Annotated in this window: 20 protein-coding genes; 15 read left to right on the top strand and 5 right to left on the bottom strand. The window is 46.0% G+C overall.

Annotated elements, in window-relative coordinates:
* The first annotated feature begins 110 nt into the window (after window positions 1-110).
* From KNQ08_RS10535 to KNQ08_RS10525, 3 genes are all read left to right on the top strand, one after another.
* Window positions 111-1,637, top strand: a complete 1,527-nt coding sequence (locus KNQ08_RS10535; RefSeq protein ID WP_214805518.1) for an FAD-dependent oxidoreductase — start codon at window positions 111-113, stop codon at window positions 1,635-1,637.
* A gap of 235 nt (window positions 1,638-1,872) precedes the next feature.
* Window positions 1,873-2,892, top strand: coding sequence for a Delta(5) desaturase DesA (gene desA, locus KNQ08_RS10530; RefSeq protein WP_214805517.1), 1,020 nt, complete (start codon window positions 1,873-1,875; stop codon window positions 2,890-2,892).
* A 156-nt stretch (window positions 2,893-3,048) separates the two neighbouring features.
* Window positions 3,049-3,561, top strand: coding sequence for a VanZ family protein (locus tag KNQ08_RS10525; RefSeq protein ID WP_214724042.1), 513 nt, complete (start codon window positions 3,049-3,051; stop codon window positions 3,559-3,561).
* A 53-nt stretch (window positions 3,562-3,614) separates the two neighbouring features.
* Here KNQ08_RS10525 and KNQ08_RS10520 read toward each other — a convergent pair whose 3' ends face one another.
* Window positions 3,615-3,809, bottom strand: coding sequence for a hypothetical protein (locus KNQ08_RS10520; RefSeq protein ID WP_214724040.1), 195 nt, complete (start codon window positions 3,807-3,809; stop codon window positions 3,615-3,617).
* 384 nt (window positions 3,810-4,193) lie between these two features.
* On the opposite strand from KNQ08_RS10520, the gene KNQ08_RS10515 reads away from it, so the two are divergent.
* Complete coding sequence (locus KNQ08_RS10515) at window positions 4,194-5,633, top strand: ankyrin repeat domain-containing protein (RefSeq protein WP_214724038.1); 1,440 nt, start codon at window positions 4,194-4,196, stop codon at window positions 5,631-5,633.
* Window positions 5,634-5,695: 62 nt separating this feature from the next.
* Here KNQ08_RS10515 and KNQ08_RS10510 read toward each other — a convergent pair whose 3' ends face one another.
* A complete protein-coding gene (locus KNQ08_RS10510; protein WP_214805516.1) occupies window positions 5,696-7,792 on the bottom strand; it encodes a 5'-nucleotidase C-terminal domain-containing protein in 2,097 nt (698 codons plus the stop codon).
* Window positions 7,793-8,163: 371 nt separating this feature from the next.
* Between KNQ08_RS10510 and KNQ08_RS16985 the strand changes: the two genes are divergently transcribed.
* The 3 genes from KNQ08_RS16985 to KNQ08_RS10500 all read left to right on the top strand — a co-directional run bounded on the left by KNQ08_RS16985 (window position 8,164) and on the right by KNQ08_RS10500 (window position 10,389).
* A complete protein-coding gene (locus KNQ08_RS16985; RefSeq protein ID WP_262415762.1) occupies window positions 8,164-8,286 on the top strand; it encodes a hypothetical protein in 123 nt (40 codons plus the stop codon).
* 336 nt (window positions 8,287-8,622) lie between these two features.
* Window positions 8,623-9,420, top strand: coding sequence for an ABC transporter permease (locus KNQ08_RS10505; RefSeq protein ID WP_230088492.1), 798 nt, complete (start codon window positions 8,623-8,625; stop codon window positions 9,418-9,420).
* 15 nt (window positions 9,421-9,435) lie between these two features.
* Window positions 9,436-10,389 (top strand): ABC transporter ATP-binding protein, encoded by a 954-nt coding sequence (locus KNQ08_RS10500; protein ID WP_214805514.1) that lies wholly within the window; start codon window positions 9,436-9,438, stop codon window positions 10,387-10,389.
* Window positions 10,390-10,537: 148 nt separating this feature from the next.
* On the opposite strand, the gene KNQ08_RS10495 is transcribed toward KNQ08_RS10500, so the two are convergent.
* Complete coding sequence (locus tag KNQ08_RS10495) at window positions 10,538-11,119, bottom strand: LOG family protein (RefSeq protein ID WP_214805512.1); 582 nt, start codon at window positions 11,117-11,119, stop codon at window positions 10,538-10,540.
* A gap of 79 nt (window positions 11,120-11,198) precedes the next feature.
* On the opposite strand from KNQ08_RS10495, the gene KNQ08_RS10490 reads away from it, so the two are divergent.
* Window positions 11,199-11,372 (top strand): hypothetical protein, encoded by a 174-nt coding sequence (locus tag KNQ08_RS10490; protein ID WP_214805510.1) that lies wholly within the window; start codon window positions 11,199-11,201, stop codon window positions 11,370-11,372.
* A 292-nt stretch (window positions 11,373-11,664) separates the two neighbouring features.
* Window positions 11,665-12,099, top strand: a complete 435-nt coding sequence (locus KNQ08_RS10485; RefSeq protein ID WP_214805507.1) for a hypothetical protein — start codon at window positions 11,665-11,667, stop codon at window positions 12,097-12,099.
* A gap of 13 nt (window positions 12,100-12,112) precedes the next feature.
* Here KNQ08_RS10485 and KNQ08_RS10480 read toward each other — a convergent pair whose 3' ends face one another.
* Complete coding sequence (locus KNQ08_RS10480) at window positions 12,113-13,003, bottom strand: helix-turn-helix domain-containing protein (RefSeq protein ID WP_214805505.1); 891 nt, start codon at window positions 13,001-13,003, stop codon at window positions 12,113-12,115.
* 147 nt (window positions 13,004-13,150) lie between these two features.
* Between KNQ08_RS10480 and KNQ08_RS10475 the strand changes: the two genes are divergently transcribed.
* The 4 genes from KNQ08_RS10475 to KNQ08_RS10460 all read left to right on the top strand — a co-directional run bounded on the left by KNQ08_RS10475 (window position 13,151) and on the right by KNQ08_RS10460 (window position 15,762).
* On the top strand, window positions 13,151-13,297 hold the full coding sequence (locus KNQ08_RS10475) for a hypothetical protein (protein WP_156323178.1): 147 nt from the start codon (window positions 13,151-13,153) through the stop codon (window positions 13,295-13,297).
* Window positions 13,298-13,373: 76 nt separating this feature from the next.
* Window positions 13,374-14,579, top strand: a complete 1,206-nt coding sequence (locus tag KNQ08_RS10470; protein ID WP_214805503.1) for a hypothetical protein — start codon at window positions 13,374-13,376, stop codon at window positions 14,577-14,579.
* Entirely contained in the window at window positions 14,572-15,309 is a 738-nt protein-coding gene (locus KNQ08_RS10465; protein ID WP_251133647.1) for a class I SAM-dependent methyltransferase, read from the top strand. The genes KNQ08_RS10470 and KNQ08_RS10465 overlap by 8 nt, the downstream gene beginning before the upstream one ends.
* Window positions 15,310-15,450: 141 nt before the next feature.
* Window positions 15,451-15,762: a hypothetical protein gene (locus KNQ08_RS10460; protein ID WP_064299316.1), complete on the top strand. Its 312-nt coding sequence runs from the start codon at window positions 15,451-15,453 to the stop codon at window positions 15,760-15,762.
* Between the two features lie 38 nt (window positions 15,763-15,800).
* Here the strand turns inward: KNQ08_RS10460 and KNQ08_RS10455 are convergent, their stop codons facing one another.
* Window positions 15,801-16,220, bottom strand: coding sequence for a helix-turn-helix domain-containing protein (locus KNQ08_RS10455; RefSeq protein ID WP_214805501.1), 420 nt, complete (start codon window positions 16,218-16,220; stop codon window positions 15,801-15,803).
* A 208-nt stretch (window positions 16,221-16,428) separates the two neighbouring features.
* On the opposite strand from KNQ08_RS10455, the gene KNQ08_RS10450 reads away from it, so the two are divergent.
* Complete coding sequence (locus KNQ08_RS10450; protein WP_214805499.1) at window positions 16,429-16,905, top strand: VanZ family protein; 477 nt, start codon at window positions 16,429-16,431, stop codon at window positions 16,903-16,905.
* A gap of 64 nt (window positions 16,906-16,969) precedes the next feature.
* Window positions 16,970-17,965: an ATP-grasp domain-containing protein gene (locus KNQ08_RS10445; RefSeq protein WP_064299318.1), complete on the top strand. Its 996-nt coding sequence runs from the start codon at window positions 16,970-16,972 to the stop codon at window positions 17,963-17,965.
* The last annotated feature ends 36 nt before the right edge of the window (window positions 17,966-18,001 follow it).

Genomic DNA, 18,001 nt, shown 5'->3' with positions numbered 1-18,001 from the left:
CTTTATTAGAGTTATTGTTTAAAAACAATACGATTTCTGCATGTTTTTGTGTCGTTCAGGGAACGATTAACCATGTCGATCTGTTGTTTTTTTTTGAAGGGAGTTTTTTGATGCCTTACTTATCCGGATTTCCGTCGTCTTATTGGAAACAAAGCGCACCTGCTACTTCATATCCCGCTCTCAATCAAGATGCTAAGCATGATGTTGTCGTCATTGGGGCTGGGATTGCTGGACTCGTCACGGCCATGCAATTGACGGAACGAGGATATGACGTCGCGGTGATCGAAGCAGGTGACGTGGCTGCCGGTACGACGGGTTATACGACGGCTAAAGTTTCCTCACAGCACGGTTTGATCTATGACACGCTGATACGCACCGTCGGCGAGGAGTCAGCGCGACTATATTATGAAGCGAACGAGGAAGCGATCTCGTTTTTACGTCATCAGGTGGAACGACTCGACATTGCCTGCGAACTTGAAACGCAAGACGCTTATCTCTACGCGGCAACATCAAAAGAGCAAGCGATGGAACGGGAAGTCCGTGCCTATGAACGGTTGAGATTAAACGGTGGCGAAGCAACGGAAGAAGTCCGAAGTAAGTTGCCATACGATGTCAAACGAGCTGTCGTCCTTCGCGATCAAGCGCAGTTCCATCCCGTCAAATATCTTCAAGGACTTGCGCAACAAATCGTCCATCAAGGTGGAAAATTGTATGAACAGACACGTGCTATATCACTCGAGTCGAATCGCACCCCAACTGTCATCCTGGAAAACGGTCACCGGATCGAGGCGAAGAAGGTCGTCATCGCGACCCATTTTCCGTTTCATGACTTCAAGGGCTTATACTTTTCAAAACTCGAAGTCCATCGCTCGTATATCGTGTCGGGTCAGGTCGACGAGGCGTTTCCGGACGGGATGTTCATGAGTGCCGATCAACCGAGTCGTTCTTTACGTCACACGCGAACAGACGATGGTCGTCTGCTTGGTCTGTTCGGTGGTGAGAATCATTTATCCGGTCACGAGACAGAAACGATGCAACGGTATGAGCATCTTGCTGACTTTGCGAGAAGTGAGTTTCATGTCGAGTCGTTCGAGCAGTTTTGGTCAGCGCAAGACTTGATCACGCTCGATAAGATTCCCTATATCGGACAGATGACAGCGGGTGATCCGAACGTATTCGTCGCGACCGGCTTTGCGAAGTGGGGGATGACGAACGGTATCGCAGCCGGGCTATTGTTGAGCGATTTATTGACGGGAACCCCAAATCGTTTTCGTCATCTGTTTGATCCGAACCGTTCGAAGCTAAAAACGAAGGATGCGACGCAGTTCGTCAAGAACAACGCAGACGTCGCCATCGAGCTCGTTAAAGGGAAGCTGACGAAAGCACGTCGTCGTGCTGACGAGTTACAGCCGGACGAAGGGGGACTTGTCACCCATCACGGGAAGACGGTCGGTGGATACCGGGATCCGGAAGGGAACCTTCATCTCGTCTCGACGACTTGTACCCATATGGGATGTGATACGAAATGGAATGAGGCGGAACGGTCATGGGATTGTCCGTGTCATGGTTCACGATTTGGTCCGACAGGAGAGGTGCTGGAAGGACCAGCCGTCAATCCACTCAAATCAATCGATTAAGCAGAGGCACTTGTCTCTGCTTTTTAAATTTAAAAAAATATCCCGTAGATAATTTATGATATGTGATATAATTACCTGGTATTAAAAATATTTTAGCGCTAAACAATTAGAGTGCCGCTTTTGAATCGTGTTGTAGAGGCACCGTCACGACCATCGCTCACTGGTTTCATATTTTAGTTTCACCATTTTACTTAGCGTCGTGAACGCTGAAACAACCCGAGGAGGAAGCACCGCTATGAGTAAAGAAAAGATTGCCCAGCTGCGCAAACATGTGTCGCCGTTTGAAAAGGCAGACATCAAAGCCAGCGTCCGGCAGATGATCAACACGATCCTGCCGTTTCTCGTCCTATGGTTTCTGGCATATCAGGCCCTGAAGCTATCTGTGTTTCTCGCGATTCCTTTGGCGATCCTCGCCGCTGGATTCGTCGTCCGGATGTTCATCATCTTCCATGATTGTACGCACGGTTCATTCTTCAAGAATAAGAAAGCGAATGCCATCGTCGGAACGATTACCGGGATTTTAACGTTATTCCCGTATGAGAAATGGAAGCGAGAGCACTCGATCCATCACGCATCAAGTGGAAATCTTGATAAGCGCGGTGTCGGTGACATTTGGGTCATGACGATCGAGGAATACATTGAAGCGTCACGCTTCACACGTCTCAAGTATCGTCTGTACCGGAACCCACTCGTCATGTTCGGTCTTGGACCGCTCTTGTTGATTCTCGTCTCGAGCCGCTTCAACCGGAAGGATGCTCGCAAAAAAGAACGCATCAATACGCATGTCATCAATGCGTCGCTTATCGTCCTGTACGGTGTCCTGATTTACTTCATCGGCTGGCAAGCTTTCTTGATCATCCAAGGAACAACGATGTTCACAGCAGGCGTACTTGGGATCTGGTTATTCTACGTCCAGCATACGTTCGAAGACTCGTACTTTGAGGATGAGAGCGAATGGGATTACGTCAAGGCGGCGATCGAAGGGAGTTCGTATTACGAATTACCGAAGGTCTTACAATGGGTGACAGGAAACATCGGTTTCCACCATGTCCACCATCTCAGCCCACGTGTTCCGAACTATCATCTCGAAAAAGCCCATATCTCGACGCCACCGCTACAGAAGGCGACGACGATTGGTTTATTCTCAAGTCTGAAGTCGCTTCGCTATAAACTATACGATGCGAAAAACAAAACGTTCGTAACGTTCCATGACATCAAACACCTCTTACGCGAACCAAAGACGTCATCGTTGTGAGGAACTGCACCTCGTCCACTTGGACGGGGTGTTTTTTGTTGTGTTGGAAGCAAAAGAGGGAATCAACAGGTAATGAGAGTAAGGTAAGTCCGTCTTTTGGCGTATGTTCACGATGAGCATCCATGGTAGGATGTACAATAGAAAGGAGAGTGCCTGATGCGCCGGATACCCATTGCTGCTTATGTAGGAGTAGCCATCTTACTTTCCTTATTCGTCTTCAGTTCGATGACGTACCAGCAACAATCCTTGATTTCGTTTTTGACACAGCGTATCCCACTCGACTGGGTGTATGCATTTTCCTTCGTGTCGTTTCATTATGAAGTTCCGATTAGCGTTGCATCGCTTGGACCTGCGGCGTTCCTTGAGTTTTTCATTCGAAAGGGAATGCACGCTGGTTTGTTCCTCATTCTTGGTATTAGTATCGTTCATTTTTTGCGTGGACGAGGCTATGCGGCATTATCAGCTGCCTTCTTTGCCTTTACGACGGCAATGACGATTGGTGTCATGGATGAGTTCCATCAGCAATTGACGGGTGGACGAACCCCACTCGTCGGCGATGTGTTGATCGATGGCAGTGGTGCATTGATTGGTATCGTATTGTATACAGCGATTCGTCTTTATTTGAAAGCTGACCAGATTGTGCGAGAGCAAGAACAACAGCGTGCATGAAAATAACCCATCGTCTCAATCATCATGACTGAGGCGATGGGTTATTTTAGCGATTAGAACCGTTGTACCCATTCAATCTTATACTGAGTACGTCCGAATTCTTTTCTTAACATGTTGTCGGCTTTCTTTCGTGCTGTCGTGTGATCGCCTGCCCGGATGTTGAGTCGATCCGTATCAACGATCTCATCTCCGCGTAATACTTGATACTGGACGGTATAGTCCTTTTTCATTAAATTAAATAAACCCAAGAAATTCACTCCCATATTCTTCTTCCTGTTAGTTATTATATGGTATTCCAAATTTTTCTGCAATCTAAAAAAGTGACTATTGTCCTACCCATCAATAAAATGTTAGTGGTTCGAATGACAGGTTGCTTTATTGTGTGAATTGCGTATAAATGCTGAAAAATCAATAAAAACCGCTCTAAAATAGAATATATGAAATTTTATTACATATATAATGAATATTCAGGAAAAAATATTGCGTTATCAACAGATTGACGAAAATATAAGTTATCTGAATAGTCTTTTGGTATGTCAGGAAAGGATTCCCTTGGAACTTCAATGGAATAACCGTTAAGATAAGAAGGAAGAGAAAACGATGAATTACGTGACAGATGAGGGAGATGACACATGGAGCAGGAGATGCATGAACGAATCGATCCCGCGCACCGGATCAGGCAAGCGGTTACCCGCAAAGAAACCGTCTACTTTAGTTTGTTGTTAGGCATCGCCATTTTGACAGTGGGTGGCATCATTGGGTTAGTGTTTGAAACCGGCGAGAGCGGTATTTATGCCATGTTTGCGCTAGTGATCCTATTGTTACTACTTTGGTTACGCCAGTGGCAACGGGTGTCACGGATTCGAAGTGAAGGGGTTCGCTTGAGTGCCGAGCAGTTCCCAGAGTTGTTCGAGCAAGTCCGTATACATACAGAACAGTTGCAACTATGGCGGATGCCAGAAATCTATTTCCAAGATGACGTGAAACGACCGCACGTCATTGGACTATTCCAAAAGTATTTGATCGTCCTACCGACGTCGTATCTGGAGTTGACAGAAACACGTCGTTTTCGGTTACTGCTTGAACTGGCACGGATCAAACGGAACCATCAGGAAAAGCAAATCTTACTATGGATTGGCAGCTGGATTCCGTTTTTACGTCCGGTTTACATGCGGGCATGTGCTCGAACCCGTCATCAGATGGTCCTACCACTTATTTCGCCTATATACGCGCGACAAGCCATGTTTGAGGATGTGCTCGGACCAACACTTCTAGCAACGACAGATACAGAGGTCTATATTGAGGAGAAACGGCAGCGACGGACGTTTTCCATCTTATTGTATGAAGCGTTACGAACCGAACTTTCTTTACTCGAACGGTTGCACTTAACGGGTGAGCCAATCGAACGTCCGCGCCCACTCTTTCGATATGGTCAAGGCTTCGTCGTCGCAGGTAGCATTCTAATGGCAATATTCCTTGTCAGCACGACTGCAGGTATGCTGTTAGACGAAGGGGCGATTGAGGCAAAAAAAGAAACGAGTGACGAGAACGTCACGACGAAGACGAATGGTCAGGATCTCAACGAGACAGAGTTGATGGCAGCGATTCAAAAAGGGAAGCTCGAAGACATACATCGACTGATTCCGGAAAGTGATATGAAGGCAGTCGATGCCGATGGCGATACGGCGTTGCATTACCTCGGATATCGTAAATCCAGCACGGGACTCGAATCGGTCTTTAAGGAATTGCTTGCAGCAGGCAGTGATGTCGATGCTGTCAATGAGTTCGGCGAGCGACCGTTCATTACGGCAGTCTTCAGTAACAACGATGAACTCGTCGACCTGTACTTGAAGCGAGGCGAAAAGGTCAATCAACAAGATGCCGACAAGTTCACGCCTCTTCATCATGCTGTTGAAGGGGAAGGGAAAGAAACCGTCAAGCTCTTACTCGAGCATGGCGCTGATCCGACGATTAAAAACGCAGATGGCTTCACGCCACTTATGTTGGCACAAGAGTATGAACTCGATGAAATCATTGAGCTGTTGAAGCAAAACTCAGCGCAGACACTATAACATAACAACCGCAGGCGTTCTCGAACGAATCGAGAAGACCTGCGGTTGTTTGTTGTGTCTAATTAGTTTGGAAGTTTTGATGTATCGACGATGCGACCTTCAATCTTGTAGTCGACTTGACCGAGTGATTTCGTGAAATCACGTAGGTTTTCCCAGTCAGAGAGACCGAGGTCCGTGACGCGACCAGCTTTGTAAGCCGTCTCGAATGGTGTGAGACCATCGCCACCTTTAGCTGTGAAGGCATTCGTTGCGATGACATATGTCTTCGCTGGATCGATGACTTCGAATGTGCCGTTATTGTTCACTTCCATCTTCGTGACGCGTGCACCGGCCGCTTTTGTGCTATCGTATTCGAATTTCATACCAGAGACATGGAGGAAACCACCATTTTCTTTTGGTGCAATCCCGACACTGATTTCAAGAAGGTTTTTGATTTCTTCTCCTGTCATTTTAGCTGTCGCAAGCGTGTTACCGAATGGAAGCGTCGTTAAGACTTCACCGACTGTGAGTGGTCCGGCATCGATAGCAGCACGGATACCACCACCGTTTTGCATCGCGATGACTGTATCTGTATTGTATTCTTTTGCTTTTTTGAGCATGCCGTCCGTGATCAAGTTTCCGAGAGCTGTTTCGCTGTTACGGACACTGACTTCACCACGTGGGTTTGGAAGAGCATTAACGATATTCGCACCGACTTCTTCGTTTTTCAATTCAGCGATTTGATCTGCATATGGTTTGAGGATTTCAGCTGCACGAACGTCTTCAACTGCTTTTGAAACGTCGATCAGTGATCCGTTGTACTCCGTCAACTTCCCTTTGTAGTCGAACGTCAAATCAAGATTTCCGAGGAAATCACCGTATTGGTATGCTTGAGCGATGATCGTTGGTTCTGTTTTGCCTGGTACGACCGTTTCGTCGACGACGACTGGTTTTTCAAGTTTCGTATGCGAGTGACCACCGACGATGACATCGATCCCGTCGACGTTACGTGCGAGCAGTTGATCGTTATCGATTGCTTCGTTGTCATCGAATCCGATATGTGTCAAGGCGACGATTTTATTGACGCCACGATCTTCGAGTTTCTTCACGGCCGCTTTCGCACTCGTGATGTAGTTCGCGAACGCCACCGTACCTGGGCTTGCGATATCAGCAGTTTCTTCAGTCGTCAAACCGAAGAAGCCGATTTTTTGTCCTTTGTATTCCTTGATGATCCCTTGATAGATTTTGCCACGCTCTGGTCCGGCTGTGATCGTTTTCTTTTGTAGACCGTTGAAGAGTTCGTTTTTACTGAAATCGACGTTCGCCGTGATGAATGGGAATTTCGCTTTCGTGACGAAGTTTTTCAAAGCGATGTTGTTGTCTGTATCGCCGAGATCGAACTCGTGGTTACCGAATGTCATCATGTCGTACTTCATGTAGTTCATCAGTTCAAGATCCGCTTGGCCAAGGAACTTGTTGAAGTAGAGTGATCCAGAGAAGACGTCACCAGCATCTAAGAGAAGTGATGGTTTACCTTCTGCGCGGTAAGCAGAGCGAAGTTCTTTAATGACAGTGGCCCGTTTTGGTGCTTTATCGAGGTTTGCATGCGTATCGTTCGTATGCATTAAACCGATCGAGAAGTCATCCGTGTTGACGTCGAGCACCGTGATTTTTGCTTTTAATGTAATCGTCTTGCCAAGACGCGTATAACTTGCGACCGCATATTTCACACCCGCTTCGCTCGTATCAACTTTCGACCAGCGGACTGGCTTATCATAGATGCGACCTGTTGCATAAAGAACAGCTAGTGTTTTCGGCAATTCTGGTTTTTGATCGACATAGATTGTCTGATCTGCGACCTTCTCGACGAACTTCACTGCGTAGTTCTGAATGTAGATTTTGATTTCGATTGGATTCTTTTTCTTGCCGTATGTGCCTTTGACCGTTTGATAACGGTTGAACGCATGGCGATCGTAAGATTTCCACGTGATCTTCTCACCTTTATATGTAGCAGGGAGTTTGACCGGAGCACCTTTCGTGAAGACGAGTGACTTGAGTTTGACCGTTTTGACTTTGACATGTGTTGCAGCCGAAACTGTCGTTTGAGCAACGGGCACGATTGCCGATGTCGTCAGGGCGACAGCAACAGCTGCCGCGTAAAGCGGTTTTGATTTGTACATACGTAAAAATCCTCCTTCAAGAGTGGGGTATGAATGCAAGGTCGCGATGCGATCGTTGACCTCTTCTTCTACTATAAAGGGTTCGGAAAGCTTCGTGGGATGAACCTTTTGTAAATAACGTAAATTCTTAGGTCCGACGACAAGACAACCCACGGAAGTCGTTTGCTCGTAAGCTTTAGAATCCGAACGTTCGTCTTCATAGATAAATGATAACGCTTTCATTATATCTTGTCTTAAATAAAAATGAAACGAAAGAATATTACCAATCGTTAAACATTACCATTAAATGTCGATTTTTTAGTGGTTCTGAATTGCTAAATATTGTATGATATCAGTATATAGACAGTTCGGATGAAAAGAGGCAACGATAGATGAATGATACGATTCGAGGCGGTGTCCTCGTCGGCATTATTTGTGTGATCACGCTCCTCCTCGTATGGGGGCTCGCATCACCACCGACGACGATTGAGTTTCCACATTTTAATCATGCGTAAGGAAACAAACTAGGAGATGACCGGTGGTGTACCCACCGGTTTTTGTCGTGCCTGAAAAACTACAGTTTGGTGTCGGTTCGTCCAATACATTGACACGCTTTTTCACGATAGCTAGAATTGATTAAGTGTATATAGGAAGTATTGCTTCTGCCATGCACGAATGAGTGGACAAAGGAGGCGAGTCGGAATCGACCGGGCAAGGACCCGTTCATGCGGAGAGAGCGTTCGTTTGAGCAATCGCGGACGGCATCTGTCTTTTTTGAGTGGAATCAACGAATATGAAAATAAAATACATGTATCATGAATCGGAAGGAACTTACACTTATGCTGAAAGAAATGAGAAGTATCATCCGGGAACAGGTGGAGAATTTCCCCTTGATTCGCCGGTTGGCGCGATATGAAATCAAATCAGCGCATGCAGAGCAACGCCTTGGCCTTTTATGGGAGCTCCTCAATCCGGGTCTCCAAATCTTCATCTATTGGTTCGTCTTCGGGGTCGGTCTTAAAGGAAATAAGAACGTAGATGGCGATATTCCATTCATCGTTTGGCTCCTTTGCGGGATCGTCGTCTGGTTCTTCATCAATGACGCGTTACTTCGTGGATCGAACTCGATCAACAGTCGTCTCGCAATGGTGACGAAGATGCGTTTCCCAATGAGTGCGATTCCATCGTATGTCATCTTATCGCGGATGTATCAACATTTTGCGATGCTCTTGATCGTCTTCATCGTCATTATCGCAAACGGTATCCCGATCACGTGGAAGTTACTCCAGTTGCCGTATTATATGATCGCGACGTACATTTTCGTCTATGCGTTCTCACTTTGTTTTTCAACACTCATCACACTCGTCAAGGACATCCAGCTCTTCTTGCAATCGATGATGCGGATGCTCTTTTATATGACACCGATCCTCTGGAACATTGAACGGTTCCCGGACTTCTTACACGGCGTCCTTCGTTTGAACCCGGTCTTTTATCTCGTTGAGGGATACCGCGCAAGCTTGCTCGGAGGGCATTGGGTCTGGCAGGAGTGGCCGACCGGTCTGTATTTCTGGAGTGTGACACTCCTGTTGTTCACAGCGGGAACATTCTTGCACATCAAGTTCCGTAAATCATTCACTGAGCTCGTCTAAGGGAAGGAAATCGCCATGTCTATGATTAAACTCGACCATGTCACGAAACGCTTCGACATGGTCACGACTACGAAAGAAAAATTCAAGCTCTTGTTCAAGAATCAAAGCAAGAGCGTTAAAACATTCACTGCACTACGCGATGTCTCGCTCGAGATTGGATCGGGAGAAGTCGTCGGACTCGTTGGTATCAATGGATCCGGTAAATCGACGTTATCGAACTTGATTTCAGGTATCATCTATGCAAACGAAGGAGACGTCGCGATCAATGGTGAAGTTGCGATCATCGCCGTCTCACAAGGGTTGAAGAACGTCCTGACGGGGCGGGAGAACATTCGCTTGAAGTGTCTCATGCTTGGGATGGACGACGCAGAAATCGAGCGTCGGATGCCCGGCATCATCGATTTCGCGGATATTGGTGACTTCATCGATCAGCCGATCAAGAAGTACTCGAGTGGGATGAAGTCGCGCCTCGGCTTCGCGATCGCGGTTAATGTCGACGCCGACATCCTGATCGTCGATGAAGCGTTATCAGTCGGGGACCAAACTTTCTACAACCGTTGTATCGATAAGATGAATGAATTCAAGGAGGAAGGGAAGACAATCATCTTCGTCAGTCACTCGCTCTCGCAAATCAAGAGCTTCTGTGAGAGGGTCGTCTGGCTCGAATACGGTCAAGTCCGCCTCGACGGAACGACGAAGGATGTCTTGCCGGAGTATAAGAAGTTCCTCGCTGAATATAAGAAGTGGTCGAAAGAGGAACAACATCAATACCGTCGCGATCGCTTGAAAGAACAAGCAGCGAATGCGCGATCGGGTAAAGAAAACACGGACTCAGAGGATACAGTCAAACATCCAGGGTGGATTTTATCAGGTCTTGGGTTACTCGTCCTTGCAGCCGGGAGTTTGATGGTCATTGATGAGACACCGTCTTTGACGAATCTCAGTGATGCAATCTTGAAGTTCTTTTAATGTTAAGCCAGGTGCATGCGCATCTGGTTTTTTTGTGCGGTAAAGTAGGATTCTTACGTCAGTGTAGAGAAAATGAGTAACGAGAGAGAAGTAGAATCGGAAGAGCTAAGCATCCATACAAAAAACGGAGTCAAAGACTCCGTTTGCATCAGGTTTGTGAGCGATCCATATAGGTTTTGACATGGGGAGCTTCATACGTCGCGAAGCGTTCAAGGAGACAATCAGGATCTGACTCGACGATCAGCATCGCACGGTGTTCCGGAATCAGGAATCCTTGACGTTCCATCGTGTCAAATAGGGTGATTAAGGGATCATAGTATCCTTCGATGTTGAGTACACCACACGGCTTTTCGTGTAGACCGAGTTGCGCCCACGTAAAGACTTCAAAAAATTCCTCCATCGTACCGGGACCACCCGGAAGAATGATGAAGCCGTCAGCGAGTTCTGACATCTTCGCTTTTCGCTCGTGCATCGAGTGAACGAGATGCAGTTCAGTCAGTCCAGGGTGGGCAAGTTCCTTTTCTTGTAGAAAATGAGGTAAGACACCGATGGCCTGACCTTGAGCAGCGAGCGTAGCGTCCGCAACAGCGCCCATCGTCCCAACGCGGGAACCGCCGTATACGAGTCCGATGCCGCGCGCGGCGAGCGCTTGACCAAGCGTACCCGCTTCCTCGCGAAAGACTGGGTGAGCACCATCTTTGGAACCACAAAATACAGCAAGTCTATTCATGAAACAGAACCTCCTTCGTTATCTTCACCATAGCATATTCGGTGATCGGACGGCAGAGTAGACCAGAAAGGAGATCGATATGCGACCACGTACGATTGTTTGGCTCGTCCTAATTATCGCAGCAATCAATTTAGGACTTGGGATATGGATGCCGGATACGTCGACACGAACGACGATTAGTTCAATACTACTAGGTGTGATTGTCATCCTCGGTATCTTTTACGTCATTGCGTTACGACAATCCTCAAAATAAAGAGAGCTCGTTCGACTCGTAGGAGTTGGATGAGCTCTCTTTTTATCTGTTATGGAATTTCATCATGATGGAATATTCAAAAAAATCTATTTTCATACACAAGTTCGACACATTGATGGATGATTTGTAAAAAACACACAGTAATCAGGACATATGACTCGAGTCGAAAGTCATATAAAGTGAAAATAATGTGTAAAATACCATAATTATTCGTATTCGAATATTCAGAGGGGGTCTAAGGTTATATGATGTTGTTACGAAGCCATACGAAAAATAATAGGAGGTAATTTAAATGAACTTGAAAAATAAATTAGTCGTAGCTAGCACAAGTGCTTTATTAGTACTAGGACTTGGTGTGTCAGTGTCAAATAGTACTGTACAAATTGCAAAAGACCACTTACCGGGTGAGTTCTCAATGAAGAACGTAGCAAAAGACCACTTACCGGGTGAGTTCTCAGTGAAGAACGTAGCAAAAGACCACTTACCGGGTGAGTTCTCAGTGAAGAACGTAGCAAAAGACCATCTCCCGGGTGAGTTTTCAGTGAAGAACGTAGCGGCTGACCATCTCCCGGGTGAGTTTTCAGTGAAGAACGTAGCGGCTGACCATCTCCCGGGTGAATTTTCAGTGAAGAACGTAGCGGCTGACCATCTTCCGGGTGAATTTTCAGTGAAGAACGTAGCGGCTGACCATCTTCCAGGTGAGTTTTCAGTGAAAAACAAAGCTTAAGTCTATTAATAAATTATTGAATCAATTTAGATTCAATAACATGTTTTTTATGGAATTTAATTAGTAAATTTTTGTACTCTGTCATCCCTAAAATATCGAATAATGTATACGCTTTAGAGAACGCAACAGTAACATCTTTTGATACTGGTGAAATTTTTTCAAGAGCACATGCTTTTTGATAGTAGAGTTGACCAAGTAAAGACATATCTTTAAATCTTATGCTTAGGTAGATGCCATCTTCAATATACTTCAAAGCTTTTTCATTTTGATCAAGAGCAACTAATACTTTTGACAAGTTGTATAAAAGACGGATTTTTTCAACCAATAATTCATCATTGTCATAACTAAATTCAAGCAACTCTTCGTAAGTTTTTAATCCGTATTTAAAATGATTTTTTTCATAATAAATAGTAGCAACCGCTGATTTGATACGGAAAATCATCTTTGGTGAATAAAAAAACTTAATACATTTTTCAGATAGTCGCTGAAGTTCAACAATACATGTTCTAAAATCTATTCTTCCTACTCTGTAAGCACTTAAGTGCATGTAGTAGGAATAAAGAGAGGCTAGTTCACTATTAGAGTCGATTAGTTCCGTTTGCTTTTTAGACAATGTGTAAATTTCTTCGTATTCATTATTTTGAAACTTTGTCAGGAGTTCATCATCAATGATACGTAGAGATTCTAGAGAACTTGGTTCACTTAGAAAAATCGTCATTGGCACCTGTAATCGACGCGATAACGCATACAGCAATTCGACTGTCGGTGAATGCGTACCACTCTCGATCTTACTGATCTCTGCCTGACTGCAAATTCCGTTTGCTAAATCTTTTTGGGTCAGATTGTGTTTCTTCCGCAAGCGGCGTAATGCTAAGCCGATTTGCGGTGACATGAATTGATCCATCGGCTCCTCGTCCTTTCGTGGAGATTGAACTGGTATAGGGTACCAACTTCTATTATAGAAGCGAACCAAACTAGATACTACTGATTTACTTGATTTCGTATCAATGTTTCAACGACCATCTCACTTGATTCAGAAAGGGGTACACCCATGACACTCATCTTAAAAGAAACGCGACGTAACATGACTTCATGCGCTTGGTGTCTCAATCCTGCTACCGTCTCCGTCGCCCCCCTCGCTCATCGGGAAATGGACCGGACTGCTACGAAACCTAAGGCAAACGTTAAATCGGCTTAATCCACACAAAAGGACTTCATTCGGCTATTAGAATGAAGCCCTTTTTTCAATCATTTGATGAGAAAGGAGAGAGGACATGATCGGATTATCGCTTTTATCGGAACAAGACGGCTGGCTGCAACGTTCTCTACCATCGCTTGATCTGCAAACGTTTTGTGAGACGCACCGTATTTCGCTCGACGCGTTTGATTACGACACACATACGTTCCATGATTTACTCGATTATATGGATTTTCAGGAGTATGAGCATTACGTCTTCGTCCTCCAAGGGGACGGCGAACGGACGTTACGACTCGTCGCGTATTTGCAACACGAAATGTTGCATGTCCAGTTCCACTTGATTCGTCCAAATGGAGAAGTCCTGTTCGGACAACCGGATTTCCTGAATGGTCTCTTCTTACCGCAGGAAGACATGCCGGCTTCTGCATCCGTTCCAGCTGTCCATCATGCGCTCCTCTCGTTGATGACGGGTGTGTACCCAGCGTCGGTACCACATCATCCGCAACCGTTACGTCATGTCTACATCGAGGACAGCTCATTACTGGAGAAGATTCCGGCAAGCAATTTCCAGGCGATGACGATCAATAGTGTCATCTATTTTGATCATCCGATGCGTCACGATCTACCAATCATCGAACTGATGAGCCGGACACCGATTCTGTTGACGTTTTCCGATCGTCTTTCTCCCGCGCTTGATTCGCAACTAACAGTCTTATCGCGTGACGCGCTAGCAGAGCGATTAGTGGACTGGCAACAAACGGGACGGATTCAAAACGATCAATCGATGGGGATCCTCGATTATGCGACGTTAAGTGGATTACGTGTCTCGCATCGACTGTTCTTCTTTGCGGACGGAATTTACGCCGATCGACAGAAGACGATTCAGTTGAGTGCAGATATCTCCGTTAATATCGAGTCATTCCGAGAACAGCAACCTCAACCTGACGCGCTTGCATCACAAACTGAACTGGAGCTGTTTCCTCTACTGTATCAACTAGCAGGAACGTTTCAGGGAACGAGCCGTTTCATCACACCGTACTCTGATCTCGAATTGCCTCGGACGTCCGGGCGAATCGGACCGTTGACGTTAATCGGCATTCAAAACGAGGAAGGCTGTTTTGCGTTCGACCGGACGACGTTACGCTTATTTGAGACGAACGAAGCGTTCCTTTGGATTCTCGAAGCGGATCAAAAGGAGCAGTTCGACGTATTACCGGAACGACTCGGCGCAGATTATGCAGAAGCGATTCAGCACTACAAGGAGTTGATGTATCATGGGTGATGTCTTATTTGGTCCATTCTTGCGTAAAGGGAGCTACTCGCGCGTCGAGGTGCTGAATCATGTTCAGGCGGATGAACGATTCGGTCAACTGTATCAGGAAGCGCAACAGTTAACTGAGGTCGATGAGCTGATGCTGTATCGGCGTTATTTACAAAAAGGGGAGCGGATCCTGTTTCATGGAACGTTTGATCCGGCGCTCTTTAATCTCTTGTCGGATGAAGGGTATGATCTTTATCTGATTGAACCGGAAGCTGCACGGACGAAACAGATTGCGGAGAAGTATCAACATAAGATTTACGGCTGGAGTCATGATGTGACGGACGTCGTCGGTCCTGAGTACTTTGACCGGATCATCTTACCGGGAACGACGATTTTACGTTATACGCGTGGGGAGCTGCTGTTGTTCTTCCGGAACATCCGTCAATTGCTACGACCAAGTGGACGACTGCTTGTGTCCCTGTATCATGTCGATCATCTAAAATCGATGGCGCATCCGATTGCGACGCGACGTTTTCAAAAGACGTTGCTGTTTTATGGCTATCAAGTCGACGGCGAACGTTTATTGTTCAACGCTTACCTCAAATCGGGGAAAGAGGAAAAGGTCAGTTATGCGGTCGAGTACTTGTATGAGCCGAACACACTGTTTGAATTTGCGACGTTATCACGCTATCAAGGACAATTTCTTTATGAAGGAAAAACGATGCTAGTACTGGAATTCGAAAAACAGTAGTCGAATAATATAATGTAACGATATAATTAAAAACATATGTAATATATTGGTTTGGATAGGTCTAAAGACTGGGTAATGTGATAGAGTAGTTTCCTTTTCACGATTCGAAGTACATCATGAGAAAGAGGAGCCGGACACATCATGGAAAATCAGAGCGGAAGTACCTTTCAGCAAAGCTGTTTATCGTTCATTGAGACCTTGTTTCCAGACGAATCTTTTTACTTCTTAGAAGAATCGAAAGCAACGGACGCCTTTGGGCATCCCGGTCGACAATTGTTCTTCTCTTCACCGGTCCGTACCCTAAAATTCAGCGTACTCGCGCAGGCGCATCAGCGCTACGCACGCGTATTCGTATCCGAGAAAACAAGTGAGAATACGTTTTTTCGTCAATTACTAGAAGCGACATATGAAGACGGACAATTGTACATTGACCATATCGTTCAAACGGAATAAGAAAAAGGAATCAAAATCTGCTGATTTTGATTCCTTTTTTACGCCTCGATGGAGGAAAGCCCTCGTTTTAATGCCTGATCAATGGACGTCGCCATCTCAACTCGGACGTCCGCTGAGACGAGGCGACCATCAAAATAGATTTCCTTCGATAAACTCAGGTGAACGAGTAAGTCCTCGAGAATGAGCTTCAGATCAAGCGGTTGCGAGGGTTCAAGCGCTTGTTGCATGAATTCATTCAACGAAGGATGCTGTACATACTTCGGATCGATGAGATCAATGACCGTCGTGTCTAAAGCAAGAGCTAATCGTTCTAGGACTTGAGGAGAGGGCATGCGCTGACCACGTTCGTAAGCGGAGATGTCCGTTGCTGTTTCCCCACACCGTTCAGCTAAAAACTTTTGAGTATACTTGTGTTTTTTGCGCAATTGCATGATTTTTTTACCTAGTGCACGATTCATGGCACTCCACTCCTATTCTTCAGGTCATCGTGTATAGTACTAATTAACCACTTTCATTATAAAAGAAACCTGTGAAATGTAAAATATCGTTTTTCAAGGAAACTAAAAAAATGAAATGGGTTAAACTAGAAATTGAATTTTAGAAAGAATCCGCCAATTTTCTGGGGTCTATGCTATTGTAAAATGATATTAAAAAAGGAGTGTCTTCATGAAAAAAATCACGTGGTCCGGCTACGTCGTCCTTGCCGTTCTATTGATCCTCTTCATCTCAAGTTCGATGCCGTATCAAGCGCAATCTATCAAACCAGGGTTATCGCGATTCATTCCGTTAGGATTCGTCGATCATCTGCGTTTCATCTCCTTTTCCTATCATGGAGAAGTTAGTGTCGCTGCCCTTGGACGAAGTGGCTTCATTGAGTTTTTCATCCGAAAAGCTGCCCATTTCTCGACATTTCTCGTATTAGGGATCGGATTGATTGATTTGACACGTCGTCGTCTGACACCAGGACTTGCCGTCTTGTTCGCCTATTCGTTAGCGATCATGGTCGCTGTCTTTGATGAATTTCATCAAATCTTGACAGGGGACCGGACGGGACTCATCCAAGACGTCTTACTCGATGGAACTGGCGCCTTGATTGGAATCGGATGTTATTTACTCATCTATAGGAAAAAAGTACGACGCTAAGCAGGAAGTGTTTCCTTCCAGCACGAAAAGAACAGGCATCACTTTTAACGAAGGAGACTGCCCTATGAAGACTTCCCATTTGTTGATGACGAGCGTCGGTCGCCGGACGAAGCTAGTCGAGTATTTCGTCCGTGAGATGCCGGACGGTCACGTCAGTACTGCGGATTGTAGTTCACTCGCACCGGGTCTCTATATGACAGAACGCCATCATCTCGTTCCCTGCATTGATGCACCGGATTATATCGATCATTTGCTAGAGTTGTGTCAGCGCGAACAGGTGACGGCGCTATTGTCATTGATTGATCCTGAACTGGAATTGCTCGCAGCGGCGACGGAACGGTTTGAAGCCATCGGTGTCACGGTCCTCGTCTCACCGATGGATGCCTGTCGTCTCTGTTTCGACAAGTACGCGATGTATACGTATTGTGTCGCGGAAGGGATTGCGCATGCGCGGACATATGTGACGCTCGAAGCATTCCGGAGCGCGCTTGCGCAAGGGGAGGTCCAGTTCCCGGTCTTCGTCAAACCACGCAATGGGAGTGCCAGTCTCCATGTCCAGGCGGTCTCCTCCCTTGAAGTCGTTGAAGGACTGTTTGCTGTTCATCCGGATTTATTGATTCAAGAATACTTAAGAGGACAGGAGCTCGGTGTTGACGTCTATGTCGACTGGTTGACGCATGAAGTGACGGATATCTTCATTAAGGAGAAACTCGTCATGCGTGCAGGGGAAACGGATAAGAGTCGCTCCATCAAACGCGACGATGTCTTTGAACTGGTCGAACACGTTTTACATGGAACCGGTCTTGTCGGTCCGCTTGATTTCGACCTGTTTGATGTTGACGGAACGCTCTACTTATCAGAGATCAATCCGCGATTCGGTGGGGGATATCCACATGCTTATGAATGCGGCGTCAATTTTCCGAAAGCGATCCGAAACAATCTGCAGGGACAACGTAATTCCCGACGCATCGGAGCTTATGCGGAAGACATCTATTTATTGAAACACGACACGGTGACGCTGTTGCCTGCGTCTCTGCTTGAGCAAATTAAAAAACCATAAGCGCGCGAAAAAGGAGTGACCCGGTAGTGATACCGG

It is taken from the genome of Exiguobacterium sp. s46 (assembly GCF_018618875.1).
Lineage (GTDB): Bacteria > Bacillota > Bacilli > Exiguobacteriales > Exiguobacteriaceae > Exiguobacterium_A > Exiguobacterium_A abrahamii.
Note: the sequence above shows the minus strand (reverse complement) of the source record. Positions and strands in the feature narration are given on the sequence as shown.

Coding starts and splice junctions, on each gene's coding strand:
- KNQ08_RS10470 (WP_214805503.1), top strand. CDS start 13,374: ATGATCGGATTATCGCTTTTATCGGAACAAGACGGCTGGCTGCAACGT.
- KNQ08_RS10465 (WP_251133647.1), top strand. CDS start 14,572: ATGGGTGATGTCTTATTTGGTCCATTCTTGCGTAAAGGGAGCTACTCG.
- KNQ08_RS10515 (WP_214724038.1), top strand. CDS start 4,194: ATGGAGCAGGAGATGCATGAACGAATCGATCCCGCGCACCGGATCAGG.
- KNQ08_RS10460 (WP_064299316.1), top strand. CDS start 15,451: ATGGAAAATCAGAGCGGAAGTACCTTTCAGCAAAGCTGTTTATCGTTC.
- KNQ08_RS16985 (WP_262415762.1), top strand. CDS start 8,164: ATGAATGATACGATTCGAGGCGGTGTCCTCGTCGGCATTATTTGTGTG.
- KNQ08_RS10495 (WP_214805512.1), bottom strand. CDS start 11,119: ATGAATAGACTTGCTGTATTTTGTGGTTCCAAAGATGGTGCTCACCCA.
- KNQ08_RS10535 (WP_214805518.1), top strand. CDS start 111: ATGCCTTACTTATCCGGATTTCCGTCGTCTTATTGGAAACAAAGCGCA.
- KNQ08_RS10480 (WP_214805505.1), bottom strand. CDS start 13,003: ATGGATCAATTCATGTCACCGCAAATCGGCTTAGCATTACGCCGCTTG.
- KNQ08_RS10445 (WP_064299318.1), top strand. CDS start 16,970: ATGAAGACTTCCCATTTGTTGATGACGAGCGTCGGTCGCCGGACGAAG.
- KNQ08_RS10485 (WP_214805507.1), top strand. CDS start 11,665: ATGAACTTGAAAAATAAATTAGTCGTAGCTAGCACAAGTGCTTTATTA.
- KNQ08_RS10455 (WP_214805501.1), bottom strand. CDS start 16,220: ATGAATCGTGCACTAGGTAAAAAAATCATGCAATTGCGCAAAAAACAC.
- KNQ08_RS10490 (WP_214805510.1), top strand. CDS start 11,199: ATGCGACCACGTACGATTGTTTGGCTCGTCCTAATTATCGCAGCAATC.
- desA (WP_214805517.1), top strand. CDS start 1,873: ATGAGTAAAGAAAAGATTGCCCAGCTGCGCAAACATGTGTCGCCGTTT.
- KNQ08_RS10475 (WP_156323178.1), top strand. CDS start 13,151: ATGACACTCATCTTAAAAGAAACGCGACGTAACATGACTTCATGCGCT.
- KNQ08_RS10500 (WP_214805514.1), top strand. CDS start 9,436: ATGTCTATGATTAAACTCGACCATGTCACGAAACGCTTCGACATGGTC.
- KNQ08_RS10525 (WP_214724042.1), top strand. CDS start 3,049: ATGCGCCGGATACCCATTGCTGCTTATGTAGGAGTAGCCATCTTACTT.
- KNQ08_RS10450 (WP_214805499.1), top strand. CDS start 16,429: ATGAAAAAAATCACGTGGTCCGGCTACGTCGTCCTTGCCGTTCTATTG.
- KNQ08_RS10505 (WP_230088492.1), top strand. CDS start 8,623: ATGAGAAGTATCATCCGGGAACAGGTGGAGAATTTCCCCTTGATTCGC.
- KNQ08_RS10510 (WP_214805516.1), bottom strand. CDS start 7,792: ATGTACAAATCAAAACCGCTTTACGCGGCAGCTGTTGCTGTCGCCCTG.